The following is a 22,377-nucleotide window of genomic DNA, read 5'->3' as shown; positions in this document are numbered from 1 at the left end:
TACCAGATTCAGGGTTGAAAAATAAAACAGAGGAAAATTAACACCGTTGAATGAGGTGGACAATTACGCCAGAGGTAATGTAATTACGCTCAACGTAATAAGACGGGGGTTATGCGAAAATATGAATGAAGACGATCACAAAATGGTTTAGCGGGCGAAAAGAAATGCGGCAAAAATGCCGCATAGCTCACTATCCCAACAATTCCTCTTTCACCTGCATCGCTAAATCGAAAGAATGCAGCCGCGCCTGGTGGTCGAAGATCTGGCCATTGACCATGATTTCGTCCGCCTCGGTTTCCCGCAAAATCGACTCTAAGCCGTGGCGGACTTTAGTTTTATCACCCACCAGCGACATGCGCAGCGCCTGCTGCACGCCATACTGCTCGGACGCTGACCATAGCTGATGCATATTTTCCACCGGCGGCGGCAGCTGTCCGGTTTCGCCGCGACGCAGCTTCACAAACGCCTGCTGCATGGAAGTGAAGAGAAACTCCGCATCGCGGTTGCTGTCGGCGGCGATGATATTGATGCACACCATGGCATACGGTTTTTCCAGCCGCGCGGAGGGCGTAAAGTTGCTGCGATACAGGTGTAGGGCCTGGAACAGCATATCCGGCGCGAAGTGCGAGGCGAACGCGAAAGGCAAACCGAGCTGCGCCGCCAGCTGGGCGCTGTAGAGGCTTGAACCCAGCAGCCACACCGGAATTCGCTCCCCGTAGCCGGGTACCGGGCGCACGTGCGGGTTCGGATCGCGGGCGTCAAACCAGTCCACCAGTTCCGCCACGTCGCGCGGGAAGTTATCGACATCGCCGCTCATATGGCGACGCAGGGCGCGCATGGTGGGCTGATCGCTGCCCGGCGCGCGGCCAAGGCCGAGGTCGATACGCCCGGGATAGAGGGTGTTCAGGGTGCCGAACTGCTCGGCGATCACCAGCGGCGAATGGTTGGGCAACATCACGCCACCGGAACCCAGATGCAGGGTAGTGGTATTGGCGGCGAGATAGCCAATCAGCACCGAGGTCGCTGCGCTGGCAATGCCGACCATATTGTGGTGCTCCGCCAGCCAGTAGCGGTGATAACCGCGCGATTCGGCCAGCCGGGCGAGATCCAGAGAGTGGGTAAAGGCTTCTTTGGCAGAAGATCCTTGCGGGATCGGCGCCAGATCGAGCACCGAGAACGGAACAGATTTGTCAGTCATAAAGGCTCACTTTGCTACAGCATCGTCATCAGATTGAAGGTCTTCTTCCAGCCTGGCGCATCCAGGACGCGCCAGCCAGAAAAGCTGCATCTTTAATAATGCATTAAAATCTGAGCACTGCTGTTAACAAAGTGAGCGGTTTATCAGGCCTGCAGCGCCAGCCCGGGCAGCCGTTTCCAGTAGCCGTTGCAATCGCTGTTGCCGGTGAGCGCCAACGGCGCAGCGCCGTTTTCATTGGCGCGGAAGGCGTCGAGCATGGCGAAGGTCTCGTTGCCCATCGGCGACAGGCGTACCATATCCACCAGGCCGTGCATGGACGTCAGCTCATTGCCCAGGTTGTAGACATAGCCGCTCATGGTCTGGATACCGTTGAGCACGAACACCTGCTGGTTCTCCTGGGACAGCATGCTGCGTCCGGTTGGGTATTTGATGCAGCAGGTCTCGCACTCATCCTTTGGCCTATCTTCCGAGCGGGCGGTAAAGCAGCGGGCGGAATAAGCCAGCGGCAGATGGCCGTAGCTCAGCACTTCGACTTCAAACTGATTGCGAATGCCCAGCTCTTCGCACTGGGTCAGTAAATTAGCCAGCCAGTCGCGGGAAAGCTCCACCGGCATGCACCAGCGCACCATGCCCTGTTTTAACAGCAGGCGCAGGGTAACGGCGTTGTAGCAGTTCAGCGCATGCCCGGCGACGAACGGCAGCTTGCGTTCGGCGCAGAGGTTGACCACGCCCAAATCGCTGGCCTCAATCAGGAACTCCCCGTTATCGACATAGCGCTTCAGCTCGCCCAGTTCGGAGGAGGCCTGCACCAGTGCGAGAGTAGACAGCACCACCTGTTTGCCGCTGCTCGCCAGCGCTTTCGCCATCTCAATCCAGTCGCCGACTTTGGTGGCACGGCGTTTGCTGCACACCGCTTCGCCGAGATAAATGGTGTCGGCGCTGCAGTTGGCTGCCTGCTGGTAAAAATTTTCCAGCGTCTCTTTTGGCCAGTAGTAAAGCACTGGCCCTAATGAATATTTCATGTTTCTCACTGCCATTTACGGTGGTAGGCGCCAAGGGTGGTTTGTGTCCCTTCGGACATGGAGCCAAGGGTTTCCATCCATGCGGATTGCGGCACGAAATTCTGTGGATCGGCTTTGCAGCGATCGATCGCCTGGCGCCAGACTTTCGCTACCTGGGTGACGTAGGCCGGGCTGCGCTGACGGCCTTCGATTTTCACTGAGGCGATATTGGCGGCCATCAACTCCGGCAACAGTTCCAGGGTATTGAGGCTGGTGGGCTCCTCCAGCGCGTGATAGCGCTCGCCATCGACCAGGTAGCGGCCTTTACACAAGGTCGGATAACCGGCGTTTTCCCCATCCTGATAGCGGTCAATCAGCACTTCATTGAGGCGCGATTCCAGCCCCTGTGGGGTTTGCTGCCAGCGCACGAAGCGGGCAGGCGAGCAGGCGCCGACGGTGTTGGGCGATTCGCCGGTCAGGTAGGAAGAGAGATAGCAGCGGCCTTCCGCCATGATGCACAGGCTGCCGAAGGCAAAGACTTCCAGCGGCACCGGCGTGGCGCGAGCCAACTGTTTCACCTGGTGAATAGATAACACCCGCGGCAGTACGACGCGCGCCACGTCGAAGTTGCGATGATAGAAGCGAATGGCCTCTTCATTGGTGGCGGAAGCCTGTACCGACACATGGCGTTCTATATGCGGATAGCGCTCCGCGGCGTACTCCAGCATGGCGATATCGGCCAGAATGAGCGCATCGGCGCCCAGCTGAGCTGCCATATCCACCGCGCGCTGCCAGCGGGCGTAGCCGTCGGGGTGGGCGAAGGTGTTGATGGCGATATGCAGCTTACGACGGTGCTGATGCACAAAGCTGACGGCTTCCTGCAGTTTCTTTTCGGTGAAATTAAGGCCGGCAAAGTGGCGGGCGTTGGTGTCATCTTTCAGCCCGATATAGACGGCATCGGCGCCGTTTTCGATGGCCGCCTTAAGCGCCGGAAGGTTACCGGCTGGGCAGAGCAGCTCCATAATTTTTCCTGAAAAATGCGGCCCGTCAGGGACGCTGAATGGTTAACGAGCAGGGATTTTAGTTAACCTTCTGGTGACAATTTTTGATTTGAGGCAGTTAAAAGTGTATTGGCGGCGCCAATAACGGGCTGCCGTCATCGCGTTTTTGTTGATTTACGCCGCTATGTTGTTTATGTGATATGGCACAATAGCGGCACAATTGCATTCATGGAGTAAAGCTTGTGTTGGATAAACTGCGTTCCCGGCTGGTCCACTTTGGCCCGTCTTTAATGAGCGTGCCGGTTAAGCTGGCGCCTTTTGCCCTCAAGCGCCAGGTGCTGGAGCAGGTGCTTAGCTGGCAGTTTCGCCAGGCGCTGGCGGAGGGAGAGCTGGAGTTTCTCGAGGGGCGCTGGTTAAGTATTCATGTGCGTGACATCGGTCTGCTGTGGTATACCTCGGTAGTCGATGGTCGCCTGGTGGTCAGCCAGCAGGCGGACGCCGACGTCAGCTTCAGCGCCGACGCCAGCGATCTGTTAATGATCGCCGCGCGCAAGCAGGATCCGGATACGCTATTCTTCCAGCGTCGTCTGGTTATTGAAGGCGATACGGAGCTGGGGCTGTATGTAAAAAATTTGATGGACGCCATTGAGCTCGAGCAGATGCCCAAAGCGCTGCGCGTGATGTTGCTGCAACTGGCGGATTTTGTCGAAGCTGGACTGAAGAGCCCGCAGAAACCTGAACAGACATCGGTAGGTGAGGCATGCTGATTCGAGTGGAAATTGGGATTGATGCACCGGGAATCGACGCGCTGCTGCGTCGTACCTTCGGCCGCGATGCCGAAGCGCAGCTGGTGCACGATCTGCGTGAAGATGGACTGATCACGCTGGGGGTAGTGGCGACGGATGATGAAGGCCAGGTGATCGGCTACGTTGCCTTCAGCCCGGTTGCGGTGGAAGGTGAAGAGCTACAATGGGTCGGCCTGGCGCCGCTGGCGGTGGATGAACGCTACCGTGGACAGGGCATTGGCCGGCAGCTGGTCTATGAAGGGCTGGATTCGCTGAATGAGTTTGGCTATGCCGCGGTGGTGACGCTGGGCGACCCGGAGTTATACCGTCGCTTTGGTTTTGAACCGGCCGCGCGCTTCGATCTCCGCTGCCGCTGGCCGGACAGCGCGGAGGCGTTCCAGGTGCACCGCCTGGCGGATGACGCCCTCGAAGGTGTCCACGGCCAGGTCGAATACAGCGACCACTTTAATCGTTTTTGAGCCTTGCCAGCAGGGTTTCGACGGTATCTTCTCCGGCAACGAGGCGCTCTTTTTCGCGCTTCGTTAGCTGCTTAATGCGGTATTCCAGCCGCAAAGCAAGTGAGTGTTCACCAACTTCATGGCTAAAGGCCAGCTGCAGGTCGCCTTTGCCGCGCAACGCCTTCGCGCCTTTCCCTGCCTGATGCTGGCGAAAGCGGCGCGGCACATCGGTGGTGATGCCGGTATAGAGGCGATTATCCGCGGTTCGAATGAGATACAGAAACCAGCACACGGTTATAAAGTCACTATGGTAAGGTGTAGGCACCATAGCATAATGGAGAAGAAAGATGGATACGCTTGCCGCCATTGGCCGCTGGCTGAGTAAACAGCACGTCGTCACCTGGTGCGTCTCCCGCGACGACGAGCTGTGGTGTGCGAACGCCTTTTACGTCTATGAACCGGATAGCGTGGCCTTTTATCTGCTCAGCGATGAGCACACCCGCCACGGCCAGATGACCGGCGAGCGGGCGAAGGTGGCCGGCACGGTCAACGGCCAGCCAAAAACCGTGGCCCTGATCCGCGGCGTGCAGTTCCAGGGCGAGATCCGCCGACTGCGCGGCGACGAAGAGGCGCGTATGCGTCAGCGCTACGTCAAGCGCTTCCCGGTGGCCCGCATGTTGTCGGCGCCGGTTTGGGAGATTCGTCCGGACGAAATCAAGTTTACCGACAACACGCTGGGGTTCGGGAAAAAGCTACACTGGCGGCGCGATGCCGGCGCCGAGCAGGCGTAGCGCTTCGCGATTGAAGGCCGGCAGATCGTCCGGCGTTCTGCTGGTGACCAGCTGTTCGTTATCGACCACCACCTCCTGGTCGTAAAACTCGCCCCCGGCGTTTTTCACATCCACCACGATAGGCTTCACCGCCGTGAGCTTACGCCCGCGGATCACATCGGCGCTGATCAGCAGCTGCGGGCCGTGGCAGATGGCGAAGACCGGCTTCCCGCCGTTGACAAAATCGCGGGTAAAGGTGACAAAGCGTTCATCCCCGCGCAGCTGGTCAGGGGAATAGCCCCCGGGCAGCAACAAGGCATCAAATTCACCCGGTGTGACGTCATCAATGGCCCGATCGATGGCGACCTCTGCTTCTCCCTGTTTACCCTTCACCGTCTTGCCAGCCTGCTTTTCGATGGTCACGACCTGATGCCCGGCGAGCTTAAACGCCTCGGCGGGAGAGGTAAATTCAGAATCTTCAAAGTCGTCGGTAATGAGCACGGCTATCTTTTTACTCATGTTTCCTCCGCTATCTGGATGGTCAATGAGGTAATTCCATGATGATGGTGGATACTTACCTTGTAAGGTATTAAGCCTGGAACATGAGCCCGAAAGTGCAAGGCGGAGAATTCTGTAAAGGAGAATCAATGAGTCAGGTATTATTGACCGGCGCGACCGGGTTAGTTGGCGGTCACTTACTTCGGCTGCTGCAGAATGAGCCGAGCATCAGCGCCATCGCCGCCCCGACGCGTCGCCCACTGGCGCCGGCGGAAGGGGTTTTTAATCCGCACGATCCGCAGCTGACTGATGCTCTGGCGCAGGTGGTTGACCCGGTGGATATCGTTTTCTGCTGTCTGGGAACGACGCGCCGGGAGGCCGGGAGCAAAGAGGCCTTTGTCCATGCTGACTACACGCTGGTGGTTGATACCGCACTGACCGGCAAACGGCTGGGTGCGCAACATATGCTGGTGGTTAGCGCGATGGGCGCCAACGCCCACTCGCCGTTTTTCTACAATCGGGTGAAGGGGGAAATGGAGGCGGCGCTGATCGAGCAGGATTGGCCGCGGCTGACTATTGCCCGGCCGTCGATGCTCTCAGGCGAGCGGGAAAAAAAGCGGGCCAATGAGACCTTCCTCGAACCGCTGTTCCGACTCTTACCGGGGAACTGGAAATCCATTGCGGCCCGCGACGTGGCGATTGCCCTGCTGGCGGAGGCGCTGTCGCCTACTCACGAAGGGGTGCAAATTCTCTCATCGTCCGAGCTGCGGGAGCGTGCCGCGCGGCAGGCGGAATAGCGGTTTGCAAACGCAGGCTTCCGGCGTAGTATTCACGGCTTCAATTCATATCCACATTTCTTGCTGGGGAATGCTATGGCTGGTCAGTCTTCATCTCAGGCGGCGTCACCATTTCAATGGTGGAAGCCCGCGCTTTTCTTTCTCGTCGTGATTGTCGGCCTGTGGTTCGTCAAATGGCAGCCATACTACGGGAAAGCCTTCACCGCTGCGGAAACCCACAGTATCGGTAAATCCATTCTCGCCCAGGCCGACGCTAACCCGCTGAAGGCGGCGTGGGACTACGCGGTGGTTTACTTCCTTGCCGTCTGGAAAGCGGCGGTGCTCGGCGTGCTGCTCGGGTCGCTGATCCAGGTGCTGATCCCGCGCGACTGGCTGCTGCGCACCCTGGGACAATCGCGTTTTCAGGGGACGCTGCTGGGGACGATTTTCTCGCTGCCAGGCATGATGTGCACCTGCTGCGCCGCGCCGGTCGCGGCCGGGATGCGCAAACAGCAGGTGTCGATGGGCGGGGCGCTGGCGTTCTGGATGGGCAACCCGCTGCTCAACCCGGCGACGTTGGTGTTTATGGGCTTCGTGCTGGGCTGGCAGTTTGCGCTGGTTCGCCTGGTGGCGGGCCTGGCGACGGTGTTGATTGTCGCGACGCTGGTGCAGAAATGGGTAAAAGAGGCGGCGACGCAGCCTGCCGTGGTGCCTGAAGCGCAAGCGAAAGCGGCCCAGGGCGGCTTCTTTAGCCGCTGGCTGCGGGCGCTGTGGACGTTGTTCTGGAACACCATCCCGGTTTATATCCTCGCGGTACTGGTGCTGGGGGCGGCGCGCGTCTGGCTGTTCCCGCACGCCGATGGCGTGGTGGATAATACCTTGTTCTGGGTCATCGCGATGGCGATCGCCGGCTGTCTGTTTGTGATCCCTACCGCGGCGGAAATTCCGATTGTCCAGACAATGATGCTGGCGGGGATGGGCGTTGCGCCGGCGCTGGCGCTGCTGATTACGTTGCCGGCAGTGAGCGTGCCATCGTTGATTATGCTGCGCAAAGCCTTTCCGGCCAAAGCGCTGTGGCTGACTGGCGGGTTGGTGGCGCTGTGCGGTGCGATTGTTGGAGCGCTGGCGCTGGTGTAGTTTGCCGTAAACGTACGGATAGCCGGATGGGGTGTCGGGCGGCGGCTACGCCTTACCCGGCACACAACGGACAGGGGGCGGTGGCCCGGCTAAGCGTAGCGCCAGCCGGGAAATTGCAGCTTTATTTAATGTAGGTAAAGGCGGTGGTCACCCGGGACACGCCGCTCACCCGGCTGGCGATATCCGCCGCCGCGCGGCCTTCACGGTCGGTCACCAGTCCCATCAGGAAGACTTCGCTGTTTTCCGTGGTCACCTTCACGTTCGATGATTTGACCTGATCGGTGCTCAGCAGCTGCGAACGCACCTTGGTGGTAATCCAGGTATCAGAAGAGGCGGTGCCTAAACCAATCGGCTGGCCCTGGCGCACTTCGTTAAACACTTCCGTGGTTCCTTCCACGCCCATGGCGATTTGCTTGGCGCGGGCAGAGAGATCCGGCGTCGGCGACTGACCGGTCAGCAGGACTTTGCCCTGATAAGCGGTAACGTTGATGCGGGCCTGTTTCTTAATCTGTTCATCTTTCGACAAGGCGCTATTGACGCGCAGTTCCAGGGTGCTGTCATCGACCTGGGTTCCCACCGTACGCGGGTCCGTTGCGGCTTTAGTGCCGACTGCTGCCGTTCCGACAACCGCGGCGGCAACGCAGCCCTGCAGCAGTAGTGCTGAAAGCAGGATGGCGAGGGGCGAGAGAGCCTTCATGTGTTCTCCTTAATCGTCCTGGTGTGGAAAAAGAGTGTTATCTATCAAATCGCACAGACAGTTGACGGTCAGCATATGCATCTCCTGGATACGCGCGCTGCGGTGTGAGGGGATGCGGATTTCGACATCCTGCTGACCTAACAGGCCCGCCAGCTCACCGCCGTCATAGCCGGTTAACGCGACGATGGTCATGTCGCGGGTCACGGCGGCTTCCACCGCCTTGACGATGTCCCGACTGTTACCGCGCGTGGAGATTGCCAGCAGCACATCGCCAGCGTGTCCCAGGGCGCGCACCTGCTTGGCGTAAATCTCGTCATGCAGGCGATCGTTAGCGATGGCAGTTAAGACCACATTATCGGTGTTTAGTGCAATGGCGGGTAAACCAGGGCGTTCCGTTTCAAAACGATTAATCATGCTGGCAGCAAAATGCTGTGCGTTGGCGGCGGAAGTGCCATTACCACAACAGAGGATTTTGTTGCCGTTGAGCAGGGACTGCACGAGCGTCATCGCCGCCCGGGAGATGGCGTCCGGGAGTGCTTCTGCTGCGGCAATTTGGGTTTGAATGCTTTCGGTAAAGCAGGCTTTGATTCTGTCGAGCACGGGATCCCTTACTTCTGGTATTACGCTATTCGCCAAAGGCGTTTTTTAGCCATTGGATGTCGTTTCCGGTGAAGGCTACCACATCGAAACGGCAATCCACAGTCTCAAAGCTCCCATTCTGTCGGCAGAGCCACAAACGGGCGGCTTTAAGCAGGCGTTGCTGTTTTTGCGGGGTGACGCTGGCCGCCGCGTCACCGTACAGAGCGCTGCGGCGGTAGCGTACCTCGACAAAGACGGTGACGGCGCCGTCGCGCATAATGAGGTCAATTTCGCCGCCACGCTCGCGAGCATTGGCGGCAATAAAACGCAGGCCCTGGCTTTCCAGCCAGCGGCGAGCACGGTTTTCCCATGCATCGCCGGTCTGTTTGCTTAGCTGGCCGGGACGATTTGTCCCTGCTGGTATTTGAGCCATGACAGTTTCCTGGTAATCACGCAGTCCTGAGTCGCCGTCAGATCGCCGGTATTCCCGTTCAGCTCGAAGCCCGGCGTCTGGCGCATTTGCGTGAAGTGGTTTGCCAGCGACCAGGCGTCAGCGCCCATCGCATACAGACGCGCCAGCGAGTAGTCATTGCGCACCGCAGACAGCGCCTGCTGCAGCAACGCCGGGTTGCTGCCAGCCAGCATCGGGATTTCGCTATACTGCAGGCCTTCCATCTCCAGACGGAAATCCGGACCTGCGGTGCCCTGTGCGCTGCGCGAGCTGGCGTACAGGGTGACATTGCTCTGGCTGCCGTTGCGCATCGCGATCATGGGTTTGATATAGCCAATCTGTTCCGGGGTGGCGAGGATATAGGCCGCGTCGACGCTGCCGCCGCTGCTAACCGGCATTTCATCCGCCGTGCCGAGGACGCTGTTCTGCGCTGATGGCAGGGTGGAGACCGGGGTGCCGCTCAGCGCAATGCCCCCTCCGCCGTTAACGCCGGCGCGCAGCTCCGCCGTGGAGCCAAAACGCTGCTGCAGGACGCTGGCGCCGCCCAGCTTCAGCCACTCGTCGGCAAACGCGTTGACCACACGATCGCCCAGCGCGCCGCGCGGAACCAGCAACAACGGCGTCTGTTTGCCCTGTTGATGGATGTGTCGGGCGGCGTCACGCGCTTCGTCTTCCGGTGACAGCGCGAAATAGCAGATATTAGCGCGGCCTTCGACCTTCTCCGGCTGGTTGAGCGCCAGCACGTTGAGCGGCGTATTGCTCTTGAGAACATCTTCGACATTCTCTTTTAGCAGCGGCCCGACGACGAGGGTGGCGCCGTCCTGCTGAGCCAGGGCAAGGAGCTGGCCGATCGGCTGGCTGGTGGTATCGTAAATTTTCAGTTCCGCAGAGGGATTGGCGGCGGTGGCGACCACTGGCTGCGGCTGTGCGGCCGGGGCGGTGACCGGCTGGGTGACCGGGGACGCGGTGGTCTGCGGCGTGGTGGCCGCTGCCGGCGCCTGAGCCGCCGGCTCCGCCGCTGGCGTTGCCTGAGTTTGCGCCGGGGCCTGCACCGGTTCGGCGCGACTTCCGGCAGCCGTCAGATCGCTAATTTCCGCCTGCGACGGGCTTACCACGTCATCGTTACCGGACGTGTTCGCCGCCTGAGCGACCTGAGCGGGAACCGCGCTGCCCGTCACCGACGGCGCGCCGTTTTTGGCGGCTTCGAAGCCCTGCTGGATGGTGCGGCCGAAGATCGAGGCCTGGCCGTTCAGCGGCAGGAAAAGCGCAATCTTGTTGATGGAGGCGGGCTTATAGTTTTGCATGTTCACCAGCGCCGTTGGCAGCATTTTGGCGCCAGGGTTTTGCGGGTAGCGCGTCTGCCAGTCTTTGACGCCGGCTTTCAGCAGCGTGGGATCGTTGCGGTTGTCAAACCACATCCGCTGCAGATCCAGCCAGCCCTGGAGGGTGTTTTCATCGGCATTGATCACCAGCGCATTGGCCTGATCCTGGGTCATCGCGGTCAGCGCTTGCCAGGTCGCGTCAATATTTTGCTGGCGCTGTTTGGCATCGCTCAGCAGCGGCTGCTGGGCGATTAAGGCGCGCAGCAGAGTCACCGAGGGTTTGCCCTGGCTGGCATCGATTTGCGCCTGCCAGTAGCGCGCCTGCTGAGGCTGCTCCAGGCTTGCCGGGTCAAGCTTAGCCAGCAGAATACGGGCCCCCTGATAGTCGTTCTGCGCCAGCTTTACTTCTATTGCCAGCAGTGACTGTTCACGGGCCTGGGTGCTGTCCAGGTTTGACGGCAGCTGGTTAAACAGGTCGATGGCCTGCTGCTGCTTTCCTTCCTGCAGCAGTGCACGAATGGCGAGTAATTGCCAGTTGGTCTTGCTATCATTCGTGCTTTGCTGCATCTGCTGCAAGTAGAAACTGGAGTTGGCCTGCGACGTACCCTGCATAAACGCCGTGCTTTGATCCTGCGTGTGGGTGCCGCAGCCAGCAAAAAGAAGAGTCGCCAGCAATACGGGCAGACAGCGCGCGGGCTTAGAACGAAGAAATGTTGACGGTACCATAAGTGTCCAGTGATATTTTTTTGGCTCAATGCTCAATATTAAATCGGCAATACGGACGAGACAATGAAACAACACGAATCAGCGGATAATTCTCAGGGGCAGCTCTATATTGTGCCCACTCCGATAGGAAATCTGTCTGATATCACGCAGCGCGCACTGGAAGTGTTGCAAGCCGTTGATTTAATTGCTGCGGAGGATACCCGCCACACCGGTTTGCTGCTGCAACATTTTGCAATTAACGCCCGTTTATTTGCGCTTCACGACCATAACGAGCAGCAAAAGGCGGAAACACTTCTCGCTAAACTGAAAGAAGGGCAAAACATCGCGCTGGTCTCCGATGCGGGCACGCCGCTGATTAACGACCCAGGCTATCATCTGGTGCGTACCTGCCGCGAAGCCAATATCCGCGTCGTGCCGCTGCCGGGTCCTTGTGCGGCTATCGCCGCCCTGAGCGCCGCTGGCCTGCCTTCCGACCGTTTCTGTTATGAAGGCTTCCTGCCGGCGAAATCGAAAGGCCGTCGCGATACCCTTAAAGCGCTGGAAGAAGAGCCGCGCACCCTTATCTTCTATGAGTCGACCCACCGGCTGGTGGAGAGTCTGGAAGATATCTGCGCGGTACTGGGAGAATCTCGCTATGTGGTGCTGGCCCGCGAGCTGACCAAAACCTGGGAATCGATCCACGGCGCGCCGATTGGCGAGCTGGTGGCGTGGGTCAAGGAAGACGAAAACCGTCGCAAAGGCGAGATGGTGCTGATCGTCGAAGGCTTTAAGGCGCAGGAAGAGGCGCTGCCGGCAGCCGCGCTGCGGACTCTGGCGCTGCTGCAGGCGGAACTGCCGCTGAAGAAAGCCGCCGCGCTGGCCGCGGAAATCCACGGCGTGAAGAAAAATGCGTTGTATAAGTATGCCCTGGAGCAGCAGGGGGAGTGATCCTGTAGACCCAATTGAAGTCTGGCAAGCAGCCCTTCAGATAGTGAAGAGCTGCTGGAGCGTCCTCCTACATGTCGGAAGAAATGTCGGAAGAAAAGTGCAGATTCACTTGCGATACCAATGCTGAGTTTTCGCACCGCTAAGCGCAATCACACTATCTTCAGTTCCACCTTTTTGCTGCTTAACGCTGCACGGTCATTTTCGCTAATGCCGTCGTCGGTGATCACGCAGTCTATTTTTTCCATCGGCAGTACCTGGTTAAAGCCCCGGCGATTGAATTTGCTGGCGTCGAGCACGGCGATCACCTGATGCGCGGCGGCGGCCATCACGCTGCTGATGGAGTAACCTTCGTTAAAGGTGGTGATACCGTTGGTGGCGTCGATACCGTCGGCGCCGACAAACATCAAATCGGCGCAAATTCCCTGCAGCGAACGTTCGGCAATTGTGCCGTGCATCGAATGCGTTTTGTGCCGCACGGTACCGCCGCATACCACCAGGGTGATGTCTTTATTTTCCGCCAGGGTAAACGCGGCGGGCAGGCTGTTGGTGATCACGGTGATATTGGTCATCCGCACCAGCGCCTCGGCAATCAGCAGGGTTGTGCTGCCGCTATCGAGGATCACCGTCATACCTTCACGGATCATTGCCGCGGCGGCCTGGGCGATGCGCTTTTTGGGATCGCTGGCAAGCTGATAACGATCTTCCAGTACCACTTCCTGATTTTCGGCGTCGGTCAGGTCGCTGCCCGCACGGGCGGCGCCGCCGTGAAAACGGGTTAACAGCCCTTTCTCTTCCAGTAAGCGGAGATCGGCGCGAATCGTTACCTCAGAGATGCCAAAGAGATTCGAAAGGTCTAGAACCAATACGCTACCCTGCGTATTCACCATATCGACGATTTTGTTCCTTCGTTCAAATGAGTTCATCTTGATTTGCCTGATAATTAACTCATCTCAGTGTAATCGAAGGGTAACGAAAGTTGAACGATAATTTTCGAAAGGTTTGATGAGCCAGCGCCGAGGGCTGGCTCGGGCGGTCAGGAGAGTTTGAGCAGGATTTTGCCCTGCATCGGCGCGCCGTTGAGCGCCTGCACTTCACGCGCAAAGCTCTCCGCGTCACCGCGGTGGGCGATCAGCGGCGCCAGCTGCAGGCGTTTTTCTGTCAGCAGGCGGGTGGCCGTTTGCCACTCTTCTCCTGGCCACGGGCCAGAGTAGTTCATCCAGCTACCGACAATATTCAACTCCTTGCGCAGGATCTGCCCGAAGGTGGCGGCCGGGAGGGTTAAATCGTGATGGAGCGTGCCGACCAGCGCCAGCTGCGCCCGCGGCCCGGCGGCTTCAATCGCTAATGCGACGGTCTGCGGCGTACCGGCGGTCTCGAGGACTAACTGGTCGAACTGAATGGCTTCCAGCGCCTGCTGAATCGCCTGGCCGCTCATCTCGCGGCTGTTGAACACACGGGTTGCGCCAAGGGTTTTGGCCAGTTCCAGTTTCTGCGGATTGATATCGATCGCCGTGACGCTGTTGGCGCCCAGTTCGCGGGCGCACTGCAGCGCCAGCAGGCCAATGGTGCCGGCACCGATAATAATCACGTTTTTACCTTCGCAGCCCTGCGCCAGATGGAAAGCGTGCAGGCCGACGGTTATCGGTTCGATAAACGCGCCGTCATCAATTGGCATCTGGTCCGGCAGGCGGAACAGGTTGGCGCGCTTTACCACCACATATTCGGCGTTGCCGCCTTCGCTGCGTGAGCCGACGAACTGATACTGTTTACATAAAGAGAAATACTCGCGCTGGCACTGCGGGCACTGGAAGCAGGGCAGCAGCGGCACGCAGGCGACGGCATCGCCGGGCTGCAGGTCGGTTACCGCCGCGCCGTAGGATTCCACATAGCCGCTGAATTCGTGTCCCAGCGTAATAGGGTAGTAATGCGCGCCTTTGGCGAAAATGCGCGGGATATCAGAGCCGCATAATCCGGAACTGACTACTTTGACCAGGACATCGTTTTCCGTTTGCAGCGTAGGGATAGGGCGTTCTTCAACGCAGACGTTCCCCTCAGCATGGATTACCACTGATTTCATAACATTCTCCAGCTATAAGATTGAGGGGAGCGAACGCTCCCCTTTTAGATCAAGACATGCCTGTACTTTGTTGCGGGGCAGCGCTTTTTTCTGCTTTTTCCGCCGCGATGAAGCCGCGAGCGCGACGCCAGGTTAGTAAAACGCCGGCCAGATAAATGATACCGATGACCGCGAAGCCAACCACATTTTGCCAGGTAAAGAGCTGGATCAGCAGCCAGGTAATCGGCGAACCACCCTGGTCCATTGAGGCCACCATGCCGCCGGCTTTCAGGGCCCCGGCGTTTGCCGCCAGCTGGGTGTGCAGGCCAATCGTCTGGGTGGCGATCCACAGGGTGATACCCATAATGATGACCCCGGAAATCAACGTGCGGAACAGGTTACCCTGATGTACCGCCACTGCCATTGCCACGAAGAAGCCGATGGTGGCCAGGTCGCCAAACGGCAGAACCTGATTGCCAGGAACCACGACGGCGATAAGAATGGTCAGCGGGATGAAGATCAGGCTGGCCGAGACCACCGAGGTATGGCCGAGCAGCAGCGCCGGGTCGAGACCAATCAGGAACTCCTGGCCGCCAAATTTGGCCTGCAGACGCTTACGCGCCTGTTTGGCTATCGGCGTAAGGCCATCCATAATCGGCTTGATCACCCGTGGCATCAGCAGCATCACCGCTGCGGTTTTCACCGCCAGCTGAAGAATGCCCTTCAGGTCGTAACCCGCCAGCGCGCCAATCACCAGCCCCATGACGAAGCCAACGGTAACCGGTTCACCGAAGGGACCGAAGCGTTTCTGAATGTCATCGGCGCTAAAGTGAATGCGGTTAAGGCCGGGGATCTTGTCGATGATGGTATCCACGAGGACAGCAACCGGCCCTAAATACGCCGAACTACCGTGGGGTATCGCAATACCCTCAAGGCCGAAGAAATCGCGGGTATCTTTGGCAAACCAGTCGCCCAGCTTATACACAAAGGCGGCATGCACCACCACGCCGAGAATACCTATCCAGTACGACCCGGTAGCGATGTGCAGCATCGCGCCGGTAAAGGTCATATGCCAGATGTTCCAGATATCGACGTTCACCACGCGGGTCATACGGGTAACCAGCATCACGATATTGACCACGATGGCCACCGGGATTGCCACCAGGGCGATTTGCGATGCCCAGGTCATCGGTGATGAACCCGGCCAACCGATATCGATCACATGAAGATTAATCTGGAAATGCTCCGCCATCGCCTTTGCCGCCGGGCCGATGGAGTCGAGCATCAGGCCAATGACCAGCCCGATACCGACGAAACCGATCCCGATATGCAGACCAGATTTAAAACAATCCCCGAGCTTCATCCCCAGTAATTTGGAGAAGATAATGATCACGATCGGCAGCATCACCGTCGGACCAAGATCGAGGATATAACGCATGATTTCGCTAAACATGGCGTTTACTCCGCGAGGATGCCGAGAATTTTCTGTTGTAAGGCTTCAATGCCGACGCCCGAAACGAACGGCATGCCGTGCACCACCGGAATGTCGCCGAAGGTTCGCTCCACGCGTGCGGTGGTGCAGATAAGATCCGCCCCGTCCATGTAGGTTTCGATTTCATTAACCCGGCACTGCACCAAATCCAGTTCAATATTGTGGTCTGCACATAGCTCTTTAATCTCTTCAGCCGCCATCGTGGAGGTGGCGACGGCACCGCCACAGGCGACGATAACTTTACGTTTCATAGGGTACCCCTTTTATTATCAGTATCTTATGAAGCCACGGCGTTAAGCTCGGGCTCAAGGATAAATTGCTGGAACCGCACCGGTAGCTGATCGTCGGAAGCGGCGAGCAGTGCCTCCAGTGTGTGCGGATTTTGTAGCTCACTAAATAACCGGCGCAGCAGCTTCAGCTGTGCCGCCGGGTTTTCAACAATCAGCGCGATGATGAGCGAAACATCGATTTCGCCGTCGTCGTCAGCGCGCTGAAAAGGGACCGGCATGTCCGGACGTATCAGGTAAATGGCCGGCGATTTCGCGTGAACCGCTTCGCAGTGCGGGATAGCGACAGCGTGTTGTTCCAGGGCGATGCCGGTGGGAAAAGTCGCTTCGCGTTCGAGCAGGGCGGCGGGATAGCTATCGTGTACGACGCCTCGCGCCAGCATCTCTGCGCCAATGTGTTCCAGTGCCTGTTGGCTGGAACTGAAATGAATGCCGGTACGAACAAACAGTTGACTCATATATCCTCTTAACTTCAGGCGGTTTCAGAAGAACAGCCGTAGCGATAGGCACGCAGGACATCCTGGATTTTGTCGAGGATCAGCGCGTGCGGCTCGGCGTTCAGTTCATTCAGCGACAGTCGTTCAAACTGCACCGGCATATACTGGCTGATAAGCCCCAGCGGCAGCTTAGCGTCGGTCAGATTAGCGATAAGTTTCTCAACGCTCTGGCGAATACGCGGATGCGGCCAGTAATAACGGATACGGTCGGAAAGGCTGAAGTGGATATCGACCATCGCCTGGCTCCAGGTGGGGCGATAGTATTTTTTCCAGTAGCCCGGCTCGTTAAGCATCACTTCGTCGATCACCTCCATTACGCGGCTGCGAGACTCCGGGGCGATCAGCTCATTTTCCATTTGGGCGAGGGCAAAGATGGCTTCACGCAGGGCAAAGGTGAGCGCCGGGCCGACTTTCAGAATGGCGAAGTGGTCGCGGACCAGCGCACGATAAGCCTGGCGGGTTTGGTAGTCGGTGGAGTGCGCTTCGTAGACCATCGGGGTGCTTTCGATCCAGGCGGAAAGCGCTTTCGCTTCCTGCGGCTGGTAATGAATGATTTGCGTATGGTCAAACTCCACGCCTGGCTGCACGACGATGGCGATCACGCGTTCCAGCGCGGCGTCGAGGCCCAGCTTGCGGAAGGCGGCTTCATGGGTTTCGAGCGTCGCGGCGGCATCCTGCGCCCGGGTGACATGTACGCTGCCGATGGTGCTGGCCTCACCGCCGGGAACCGGAACTTCGGTCCCGATGACGTAGGTCAGGTGGCGCTTTTGCTCAGCGCTGGCGGTCTCTTCGGCAGCCTGACACAGGCGGGCGGCGCGCTCAGCAACCACACCAGGATCCAACGGCACCGGATCGTCAGCACAGGACATTGACGCATCAAGATGGATTTTGCTAAAGCCGGCGGCGACGTAGGCCTTGATCAGGTCGATTGATTTTTCCATCGCCACGGCTGCTGGTTCATCTTGCCAGCAGTTCGGCCCGAGATGATCGCCGCCAAGAATAATGCGCTCAGCCGGGAAACCGACGGTACGCGCGATGTTGTAGACGAAGTCGCGGAAATCGGCCGGCTGCATGCCGGTGTAGCCACCAAACTGATTTACCTGGTTGGACGTCGCTTCGATCAGCACCTTGTTGTTGGTCGGCAGATCGAAACGTAACGCCGCTTCGATAACCAGCGGATGCGCTGAACACACTGAACAGATGCCGATATGTTCGCCGGACTTGTGGCGAGAGATAATGTCTTTCATTTACAACCTCCGTTTTCTTTCGAATATATTCGTTATGTTTTGTTTTGGTCGCAAATGGCTTTGTTTTGAATTGTGATCTGTATCGATAAATAGTGATGTAACGCAGTGAAAGGTGTCGTCTTTCGAGACAAAAACGCCCTGACCAGGAAGGTAGGGCGTTTTTAATTTATTGAAAATTAACTAAATAGTCGGGAGAGCCAGCTGCGTTTCGTTTTGACGGTTTCCTGAGAGACCTGCTGCGGCTGGGCGGCAATTTCGCCGAGACCGGCGTTAAAAGCGTCGCCAATGGCTTTTAACGCCTGCTGCGCATCGTTGCCGCTGGCCATAAAGTGCAGACGATGACCCTGTTTGGCACCCAGCGATACGACGCGCATCAGATTTTTGGCATCAACAATCGCGGAGCGCGTATCCAGGTTTTCGACCTGGATTTGCGATCGCCACTGCTTGACGGCTTTCACCAGCACCGCGCTGGGGCGGGCATGAAGACCGTGCGGATTGCGCAGGGTAAAGGTGGCCTCTTCGTCAAAATGCGGCGCGGGTTGCGGTTCTTCGCCTGCCGGCAGAGGGATATCGCCAGCGAGAATTTCCAGCACCGCCTGAGGGGTATCGGCGCGCGTCAGCGCCTCAGGCACCCGATCGTCGCCCAGGGCATGGGTGAGCTGGCGCAAAATATCGAGATGCTCATTGTCCTGAGCCGCAATACCGACAATCAGATAGGCGGTTTGCTCCTCACCCCAGTCAATCCCCTGCGGACAAGCCAGCACCTTAACGCCCGTTTTGAGCACTGCGTCGCGACTGTGCGGCGTACCGTGGGGAATGGCGATGCCGTTGCCCAGATAGGTGCTGATTTGCTCCTCGCGCTCGCGCATGCCTTGCAGATAGGCTGCTTGCGTATGTCCGGCCTGAGTCAGGGCTGCAACGACACGCTGTAGCGCCTCGTCTTTCGTTTTGACCTGACGATCGAAACAAATATCGGCAGAAGTCAGTTGCATAGCGTGCTCCTTATTTCATGGCGCCAGCAAGAGCTGTCGCTTTGTCAGTGCGTTTTTGCCACAGCCGCCAGCATCCCAGCATAAGTGCGCCGCAGGCGGAACCGGCGAGAATGCACAGCACCCACATCAACGGTTTGCTGACCAGCGGCAGGATTAAGAAGCCGCCGTGCGGTGCCGGAACCTGAATATGCAAGCTGTAGCTGAGTACCGCAGAAATTGAGGAGGCGATCATCATCATCGGGATCACCCGCAGTGGATCCTTGGCGGCGAAGGGAATTGCACCTTCGGTAATGTGCGTGCAGCCGAGGATATAGTTGACCATCCCGGCGGCGCGTTCTTCCTCGCTAAAGCCTTTCGGAAAGAACGTGGTCGCCAGGGCGATGACCAGCGGCGGCGTAATGCAGGCGGCAGACACACCGGCCATAAAGAAATAGTTACCTTGCCCCAGCAGCAGCGTACCGGTGACATAGGCCGCTTTGTTGACCGGCCCGCCGAAATCGAAGGAACACATTGCGCCGACCACGATCCCCAGCAGGATGGGGTTGGCTTCCTGCAGAGAACTGAGCCAGTTCATCATGCCATTGTTGATCGCTGCCACCGGCTGGCCGAGCAGGACCATCATCACGCCAATCACCAGGACGCCGATCAGCGGCATAATGAAGATCGACTTCAGCCCTTCGTACTGCCGCGGCAGACCGTCGAGCAGATGACGGATCAGCAGCATAAAATACCCAGCTGCAAAACCGGCGATGATCCCACCGAGGAACCCGGCGCCGGTGGCGTTCGCCAGCAGGCCGCCGACAAAACCGGCAACCATACCCGGGCGGCCAGATATCGACCAGGCAATGTAGGCGGTAAACACCGGCACCATGATCGAGAACGCCTGCTGACCGACTTTCATCAGGGTGGCGGCAATCACGTTATACTGCGGTGAATTCGGATCGGCGGAGTAGATGCCCCACAGGAAAGAAACGGCGATTAAGATCCCGCCGGCGACAACGAACGGCAGCATGTTGGAAACGCCGCTCATCAGATGTTTGTAAATCTGTCGGCCGAAGGATTCTCGCTCATATTTCTCGGCGGGATCCGTCGTCGCGGAGAGTCCCTGGCGACGCTGCGCCTGACCGTTAACGACTTTATTAATTAATTCCGCCGGATGGTGAATGGCTTCTTTAACCGGCACCTCGATAACGGGTAAGCCATTAAAACGTTCGGCATTAACATCTTTATCGGCAGCGATAATTACGCCATAAATATCCTTTAGGTCTTCCGGCGTAATGGCATTTTCTACGCCGGAAGCGCCATTGGTTTCGACTTTTATTTCAACGTTTAATTTTTTCGCTGCGGTTTTTAAGGCCTCTTCAGCCATAAATGTATGAGCAATACCTGTAGGGCAGCCGGTAACGGCAATAATTTTTTTCATAATCGGACCTTTATAATTGGACGATCTGAAGTTGTTGTAATAATTCTTGCGTACGGTTTAATTTGCCAAGCCCGGCGGAGGCGGCAACATCGGCGCCGGTGGCGCTGGCCAGCGCCAGCGCCTGGGGAATATCGTCTGTGTTAAGCCATTGGCTGAGAAACGCGCCCAGCGCGGCATCGCCAGCGCAGGCCGAGCTGACCAGCTCGATTTTCGGGGCCGAGCAGAACCACAGCTGCTCGCCATTCGAAAAGTAGAGTCCTTGCGCGCCAAGGGTCAGCAGCACGTTACGGGCCCCGAGCTGGTGGAGCGTTTGCATTGCTTCGCGTACCCGCCGTGGGTTGCTGACATCCAGACCAAAGATCTCTTTCAGCTCGTCGTCATTGGGCTTAATCAATAGCGGACGCCACTCTAACAGCTGGCGCAGCACCGGGTGGCTGATATCTAAGATGACTTCACACCCTTTTTGCTGACACAGCACTAGAATCTCGCTATAAAACCGGCTCTCTATTCCCGGTGGCAGACTGCCGCTGATAACTAAATAATCACCAGGCGCGACGCACTGTAAATGATGAAGAATTTGTTCTTTTCCTTCATCGTCAATCCGCGCGCCGGGATTTACCAGTTTGTATTCATCGCTGCCGTCGTTAATAAAGATATTAATACGGGTGGGTTCAGCGACCCATGCCGGCGTGACGTTAATATGCTGTTTGCGTAGTTCCTCAACGATATAGCGGCCGGTAAAACCGCCGAATATGCCCATAACATGGGTTGGCTGCTGGTAATGATGTAATACCAGCGAGACGTTAACCCCTTTACCATTCGGGCAATATTCCGTCTGCCGGGTGCGGTTGACTGCCGCCGGCTGGAGCGGATCGCAAAAGATATTCATATCAATCGCGGTATTCAGTGTCAGGGTGTGGATCACGACAAGGCTCCTTCGATTCGCTGATTACAGTTGTCCTTCGCAGCCACAAACGTGAATCACTTTGCGAACGACCTCTTTCATTGCCGCTTTCGCCGGTTTCATATAGTGGCGAGGATCGTTGGCGCCCGGATTTTCCAGGAAGTAGGCTTTCAGTGCATCCGAGAAAGCAATTTTTAGTTCGGTGGCGACGTTGACTTTGCAGACGCCCAGAGAAATGGCGCGGCGAATATCACTATCCGGCAGGCCGGAAGCGCCATGCAGGACCAGCGGAACGTCAACGCGGTCGCGAATAGCCGCCAGGCGCTCAAAATCAAGCTTCGGTTCGGCGGTGTAAAGGCCATGCGCGGTACCGATGGCAACGGCCAGCGAATCAATACCGGTACGAGCGACAAATTCGCGGGCCTGTTCGGGGTTGGTATAGAGCGCATCTTTTGCATCGACCACCAGATCGTCTTCTACCCCGCCCAGACGGCCCAGCTCGGCTTCTACGCTGGCATCATAGCGGTGACTCAACTCCACTACGCTTTTTACCAGCGCCACGTTCTCTTCGAACGGCGAGTGAGAGCCATCGATCATGACCGAGCGGATCCCTGCCTGGACTTTGCGTGTGATATCAGCCAGATCCTCATGATGATCGAGGTGCAGAGCGAGCGGGAGATCCCACTTTTTCGCCAGATCGCGGGCGATCGCCACCACGTTGCCGGTGCCGGCATAGCTATAGGTACCGGGCGTGCCGGCAAGGATCAGGGGGGAGTGTAGCTCAGCTGCCGTTTCAACGACGACCTGCATAGTTTCGAGGTTATGGATATTGAAAGCCGGCACGGCATAACCCTGTCGTTGAGCTTTCAACAGCATGTTTTTACTGGAAATGATGTACATTTTAGTCCTCTATTTTCAAGTTGTAAGTTATTTGTCTCTAATAACCTTCAATTTGAAAGTAATGTACCGATCGTCTCGGCTTTTAGGTGTGATCAACCGCACACAATGATGAATTGATTTTTAAAATGAAAGTTAATAACATTTTTAGTGTTTCTTTTTTAAAGTTTTCGCCGGGAAGGTGTGTTTTTGTAACTATATGATTATTATTGATTATTTTATTTATGGCGGAGTAGGTATACAGCCGCGGTTTGAC

General features: G+C 57.6%; 25 protein-coding genes. 6 read left to right on the top strand and 19 right to left on the bottom strand.

Annotated features, from left to right (window positions below):
- Positions 1-190: 190 nt before the first annotated feature.
- The 3 genes from CE636_RS12090 to ubiU all read right to left on the bottom strand — a co-directional run bounded on the left by CE636_RS12090 (position 191) and on the right by ubiU (position 3,221).
- Positions 191-1,198, bottom strand: coding sequence for a luciferase-like monooxygenase (locus tag CE636_RS12090; protein WP_017899898.1), 1,008 nt, complete (start codon positions 1,196-1,198; stop codon positions 191-193).
- 143 nt (positions 1,199-1,341) lie between these two features.
- A complete protein-coding gene (locus CE636_RS12085; RefSeq protein ID WP_017899897.1) occupies positions 1,342-2,220 on the bottom strand; it encodes a U32 family peptidase in 879 nt (292 codons plus the stop codon).
- 5 nt (positions 2,221-2,225) lie between these two features.
- Entirely contained in the window at positions 2,226-3,221 is a 996-nt protein-coding gene (ubiU, locus tag CE636_RS12080; protein ID WP_004206164.1) for a ubiquinone anaerobic biosynthesis protein UbiU, read from the bottom strand.
- A gap of 221 nt (positions 3,222-3,442) precedes the next feature.
- Between ubiU and ubiT the strand changes: the two genes are divergently transcribed.
- Positions 3,443-3,967, top strand: coding sequence for a ubiquinone anaerobic biosynthesis accessory factor UbiT (gene ubiT / locus CE636_RS12075; protein WP_002918231.1), 525 nt, complete (start codon positions 3,443-3,445; stop codon positions 3,965-3,967).
- The gene (locus CE636_RS12070) at positions 3,961-4,464 is read left to right on the top strand and encodes a GNAT family N-acetyltransferase (RefSeq protein WP_004206163.1); all 504 of its coding nucleotides are present in this window, start codon (positions 3,961-3,963) and stop codon (positions 4,462-4,464) included. The genes ubiT and CE636_RS12070 overlap by 7 nt, the downstream gene beginning before the upstream one ends.
- On the opposite strand, the gene CE636_RS12065 is transcribed toward CE636_RS12070, so the two are convergent.
- Positions 4,451-4,741, bottom strand: a complete 291-nt coding sequence (locus tag CE636_RS12065; protein WP_025999208.1) for a GIY-YIG nuclease family protein — start codon at positions 4,739-4,741, stop codon at positions 4,451-4,453. The genes CE636_RS12070 and CE636_RS12065 overlap by 14 nt on opposite strands.
- A gap of 49 nt (positions 4,742-4,790) precedes the next feature.
- Here CE636_RS12065 and CE636_RS12060 point away from each other — a divergent pair, with 49 nt between their 5' ends.
- Positions 4,791-5,234: a YhbP family protein gene (locus CE636_RS12060; protein WP_017899895.1), complete on the top strand. Its 444-nt coding sequence runs from the start codon at positions 4,791-4,793 to the stop codon at positions 5,232-5,234.
- Here CE636_RS12060 and CE636_RS12055 read toward each other — a convergent pair.
- Positions 5,196-5,732: a type 1 glutamine amidotransferase domain-containing protein gene (locus CE636_RS12055; RefSeq protein ID WP_004206160.1), complete on the bottom strand. Its 537-nt coding sequence runs from the start codon at positions 5,730-5,732 to the stop codon at positions 5,196-5,198. The two genes, CE636_RS12060 and CE636_RS12055, sit on opposite strands and share 39 nt — an antisense overlap.
- A gap of 128 nt (positions 5,733-5,860) precedes the next feature.
- On the opposite strand from CE636_RS12055, the gene CE636_RS12050 reads away from it, so the two are divergent.
- Positions 5,861-6,508, top strand: coding sequence for an NAD(P)H-binding protein (locus CE636_RS12050; RefSeq protein ID WP_017899894.1), 648 nt, complete (start codon positions 5,861-5,863; stop codon positions 6,506-6,508).
- A 75-nt stretch (positions 6,509-6,583) separates the two neighbouring features.
- Positions 6,584-7,624 carry a permease gene (locus CE636_RS12045; protein WP_004206156.1) on the top strand — a complete coding sequence of 347 codons (1,041 nt, stop codon included), beginning with the start codon at positions 6,584-6,586 and terminating at the stop codon, positions 7,622-7,624.
- Between the two features lie 121 nt (positions 7,625-7,745).
- Here CE636_RS12045 and dolP read toward each other — a convergent pair whose 3' ends face one another.
- Genes dolP through CE636_RS12025 form a run of 4 tightly spaced genes read right to left on the bottom strand, consistent with a single transcriptional unit; the run spans position 7,746 to position 11,399 of the window.
- Positions 7,746-8,321: a division/outer membrane stress-associated lipid-binding lipoprotein gene (gene dolP, locus CE636_RS12040; RefSeq protein WP_002918214.1), complete on the bottom strand. Its 576-nt coding sequence runs from the start codon at positions 8,319-8,321 to the stop codon at positions 7,746-7,748.
- A gap of 9 nt (positions 8,322-8,330) precedes the next feature.
- The gene (gene diaA, locus CE636_RS12035) at positions 8,331-8,921 is read right to left on the bottom strand and encodes a DnaA initiator-associating protein DiaA (RefSeq protein ID WP_002918211.1); all 591 of its coding nucleotides are present in this window, start codon (positions 8,919-8,921) and stop codon (positions 8,331-8,333) included.
- A gap of 25 nt (positions 8,922-8,946) precedes the next feature.
- Complete coding sequence (locus CE636_RS12030) at positions 8,947-9,333, bottom strand: YraN family protein (RefSeq protein WP_004206155.1); 387 nt, start codon at positions 9,331-9,333, stop codon at positions 8,947-8,949.
- Entirely contained in the window at positions 9,291-11,399 is a 2,109-nt protein-coding gene (locus tag CE636_RS12025) for a penicillin-binding protein activator (RefSeq protein WP_017899893.1), read from the bottom strand. Before CE636_RS12025 ends, CE636_RS12030 begins: the two co-directional genes overlap by 43 nt.
- Positions 11,400-11,462: 63 nt before the next feature.
- Between CE636_RS12025 and rsmI the strand changes: the two genes are divergently transcribed.
- Positions 11,463-12,326 (top strand): 16S rRNA (cytidine(1402)-2'-O)-methyltransferase, encoded by an 864-nt coding sequence (gene rsmI, locus CE636_RS12020; RefSeq protein ID WP_004144878.1) that lies wholly within the window; start codon positions 11,463-11,465, stop codon positions 12,324-12,326.
- Positions 12,327-12,475: 149 nt separating this feature from the next.
- Here rsmI and CE636_RS12015 read toward each other — a convergent pair whose 3' ends face one another.
- The 10 genes from CE636_RS12015 to CE636_RS11970 all read right to left on the bottom strand — a co-directional run bounded on the left by CE636_RS12015 (position 12,476) and on the right by CE636_RS11970 (position 22,124).
- Positions 12,476-13,249 carry a DeoR/GlpR family DNA-binding transcription regulator gene (locus CE636_RS12015; RefSeq protein WP_004206153.1) on the bottom strand — a complete coding sequence of 258 codons (774 nt, stop codon included), beginning with the start codon at positions 13,247-13,249 and terminating at the stop codon, positions 12,476-12,478.
- 110 nt (positions 13,250-13,359) lie between these two features.
- The gene (gene gatD, locus CE636_RS12010) at positions 13,360-14,403 is read right to left on the bottom strand and encodes a galactitol-1-phosphate 5-dehydrogenase (protein WP_004206152.1); all 1,044 of its coding nucleotides are present in this window, start codon (positions 14,401-14,403) and stop codon (positions 13,360-13,362) included.
- A 49-nt stretch (positions 14,404-14,452) separates the two neighbouring features.
- Positions 14,453-15,835, bottom strand: a complete 1,383-nt coding sequence (locus CE636_RS12005; protein WP_004206150.1) for a galactitol-specific PTS transporter subunit IIC — start codon at positions 15,833-15,835, stop codon at positions 14,453-14,455.
- A 5-nt stretch (positions 15,836-15,840) separates the two neighbouring features.
- Complete coding sequence (gatB, locus tag CE636_RS12000) at positions 15,841-16,125, bottom strand: PTS galactitol transporter subunit IIB (protein WP_002918119.1); 285 nt, start codon at positions 16,123-16,125, stop codon at positions 15,841-15,843.
- A gap of 26 nt (positions 16,126-16,151) precedes the next feature.
- Positions 16,152-16,619, bottom strand: coding sequence for a PTS galactitol transporter subunit IIA (gene gatA, locus CE636_RS11995; RefSeq protein ID WP_004206149.1), 468 nt, complete (start codon positions 16,617-16,619; stop codon positions 16,152-16,154).
- Positions 16,620-16,633: 14 nt separating this feature from the next.
- The gene (gatZ, locus tag CE636_RS11990; RefSeq protein WP_004206147.1) at positions 16,634-17,905 is read right to left on the bottom strand and encodes a tagatose-bisphosphate aldolase subunit GatZ; all 1,272 of its coding nucleotides are present in this window, start codon (positions 17,903-17,905) and stop codon (positions 16,634-16,636) included.
- Between the two features lie 176 nt (positions 17,906-18,081).
- Entirely contained in the window at positions 18,082-18,897 is an 816-nt protein-coding gene (locus tag CE636_RS11985) for an HPr family phosphocarrier protein (protein WP_032456650.1), read from the bottom strand.
- Between the two features lie 10 nt (positions 18,898-18,907).
- The gene (locus CE636_RS11980; protein WP_004206144.1) at positions 18,908-20,320 is read right to left on the bottom strand and encodes a PTS fructose transporter subunit IIC; all 1,413 of its coding nucleotides are present in this window, start codon (positions 20,318-20,320) and stop codon (positions 18,908-18,910) included.
- Between the two features lie 10 nt (positions 20,321-20,330).
- Complete coding sequence (pfkB, locus tag CE636_RS11975) at positions 20,331-21,245, bottom strand: 1-phosphofructokinase (protein WP_004206143.1); 915 nt, start codon at positions 21,243-21,245, stop codon at positions 20,331-20,333.
- Positions 21,246-21,269: 24 nt separating this feature from the next.
- Positions 21,270-22,124 (bottom strand): tagatose bisphosphate family class II aldolase, encoded by an 855-nt coding sequence (locus CE636_RS11970; RefSeq protein ID WP_004206142.1) that lies wholly within the window; start codon positions 22,122-22,124, stop codon positions 21,270-21,272.
- Positions 22,125-22,377 lie beyond the last annotated feature (253 nt).

It is taken from the genome of Klebsiella sp. LY (genome assembly GCF_004010915.1).
Taxonomy (GTDB): Bacteria; Pseudomonadota; Gammaproteobacteria; order Enterobacterales; family Enterobacteriaceae; genus Klebsiella; species Klebsiella quasipneumoniae.
The sequence above is the reverse complement of the archived record's forward strand: the minus strand, read 5'-3'. Positions and strand labels throughout refer to the sequence as shown.

What these genes read in the sequence shown, in the direction of transcription:
- CE636_RS12090 (WP_017899898.1), bottom strand. Translation starts at nt 1,198, where the DNA reads ATGACTGACAAATCTGTTCCGTTCTCGGTGCTCGATCTGGCGCCGATC.
- CE636_RS12085 (WP_017899897.1), bottom strand. Translation starts at nt 2,220, where the DNA reads ATGAAATATTCATTAGGGCCAGTGCTTTACTACTGGCCAAAAGAGACG.
- ubiU (WP_004206164.1), bottom strand. Translation starts at nt 3,221, where the DNA reads ATGGAGCTGCTCTGCCCAGCCGGTAACCTTCCGGCGCTTAAGGCGGCC.
- CE636_RS12070 (WP_004206163.1), top strand. Translation starts at nt 3,961, where the DNA reads ATGCTGATTCGAGTGGAAATTGGGATTGATGCACCGGGAATCGACGCG.
- CE636_RS12060 (WP_017899895.1), top strand. Translation starts at nt 4,791, where the DNA reads ATGGATACGCTTGCCGCCATTGGCCGCTGGCTGAGTAAACAGCACGTC.
- CE636_RS12055 (WP_004206160.1), bottom strand. Translation starts at nt 5,732, where the DNA reads ATGAGTAAAAAGATAGCCGTGCTCATTACCGACGACTTTGAAGATTCT.
- CE636_RS12050 (WP_017899894.1), top strand. Translation starts at nt 5,861, where the DNA reads ATGAGTCAGGTATTATTGACCGGCGCGACCGGGTTAGTTGGCGGTCAC.
- CE636_RS12045 (WP_004206156.1), top strand. Translation starts at nt 6,584, where the DNA reads ATGGCTGGTCAGTCTTCATCTCAGGCGGCGTCACCATTTCAATGGTGG.
- dolP (WP_002918214.1), bottom strand. Translation starts at nt 8,321, where the DNA reads ATGAAGGCTCTCTCGCCCCTCGCCATCCTGCTTTCAGCACTACTGCTG.
- CE636_RS12030 (WP_004206155.1), bottom strand. Translation starts at nt 9,333, where the DNA reads ATGGCTCAAATACCAGCAGGGACAAATCGTCCCGGCCAGCTAAGCAAA.
- CE636_RS12025 (WP_017899893.1), bottom strand. Translation starts at nt 11,399, where the DNA reads ATGGTACCGTCAACATTTCTTCGTTCTAAGCCCGCGCGCTGTCTGCCC.
- rsmI (WP_004144878.1), top strand. Translation starts at nt 11,463, where the DNA reads ATGAAACAACACGAATCAGCGGATAATTCTCAGGGGCAGCTCTATATT.
- CE636_RS12015 (WP_004206153.1), bottom strand. Translation starts at nt 13,249, where the DNA reads ATGAACTCATTTGAACGAAGGAACAAAATCGTCGATATGGTGAATACG.
- gatD (WP_004206152.1), bottom strand. Translation starts at nt 14,403, where the DNA reads ATGAAATCAGTGGTAATCCATGCTGAGGGGAACGTCTGCGTTGAAGAA.
- CE636_RS12005 (WP_004206150.1), bottom strand. Translation starts at nt 15,835, where the DNA reads ATGTTTAGCGAAATCATGCGTTATATCCTCGATCTTGGTCCGACGGTG.
- gatB (WP_002918119.1), bottom strand. Translation starts at nt 16,125, where the DNA reads ATGAAACGTAAAGTTATCGTCGCCTGTGGCGGTGCCGTCGCCACCTCC.
- gatA (WP_004206149.1), bottom strand. Translation starts at nt 16,619, where the DNA reads ATGAGTCAACTGTTTGTTCGTACCGGCATTCATTTCAGTTCCAGCCAA.
- gatZ (WP_004206147.1), bottom strand. Translation starts at nt 17,905, where the DNA reads ATGAAAGACATTATCTCTCGCCACAAGTCCGGCGAACATATCGGCATC.
- CE636_RS11985 (WP_032456650.1), bottom strand. Translation starts at nt 18,897, where the DNA reads ATGCAACTGACTTCTGCCGATATTTGTTTCGATCGTCAGGTCAAAACG.
- CE636_RS11980 (WP_004206144.1), bottom strand. Translation starts at nt 20,320, where the DNA reads ATGAAAAAAATTATTGCCGTTACCGGCTGCCCTACAGGTATTGCTCAT.
- CE636_RS11970 (WP_004206142.1), bottom strand. Translation starts at nt 22,124, where the DNA reads ATGTACATCATTTCCAGTAAAAACATGCTGTTGAAAGCTCAACGACAG.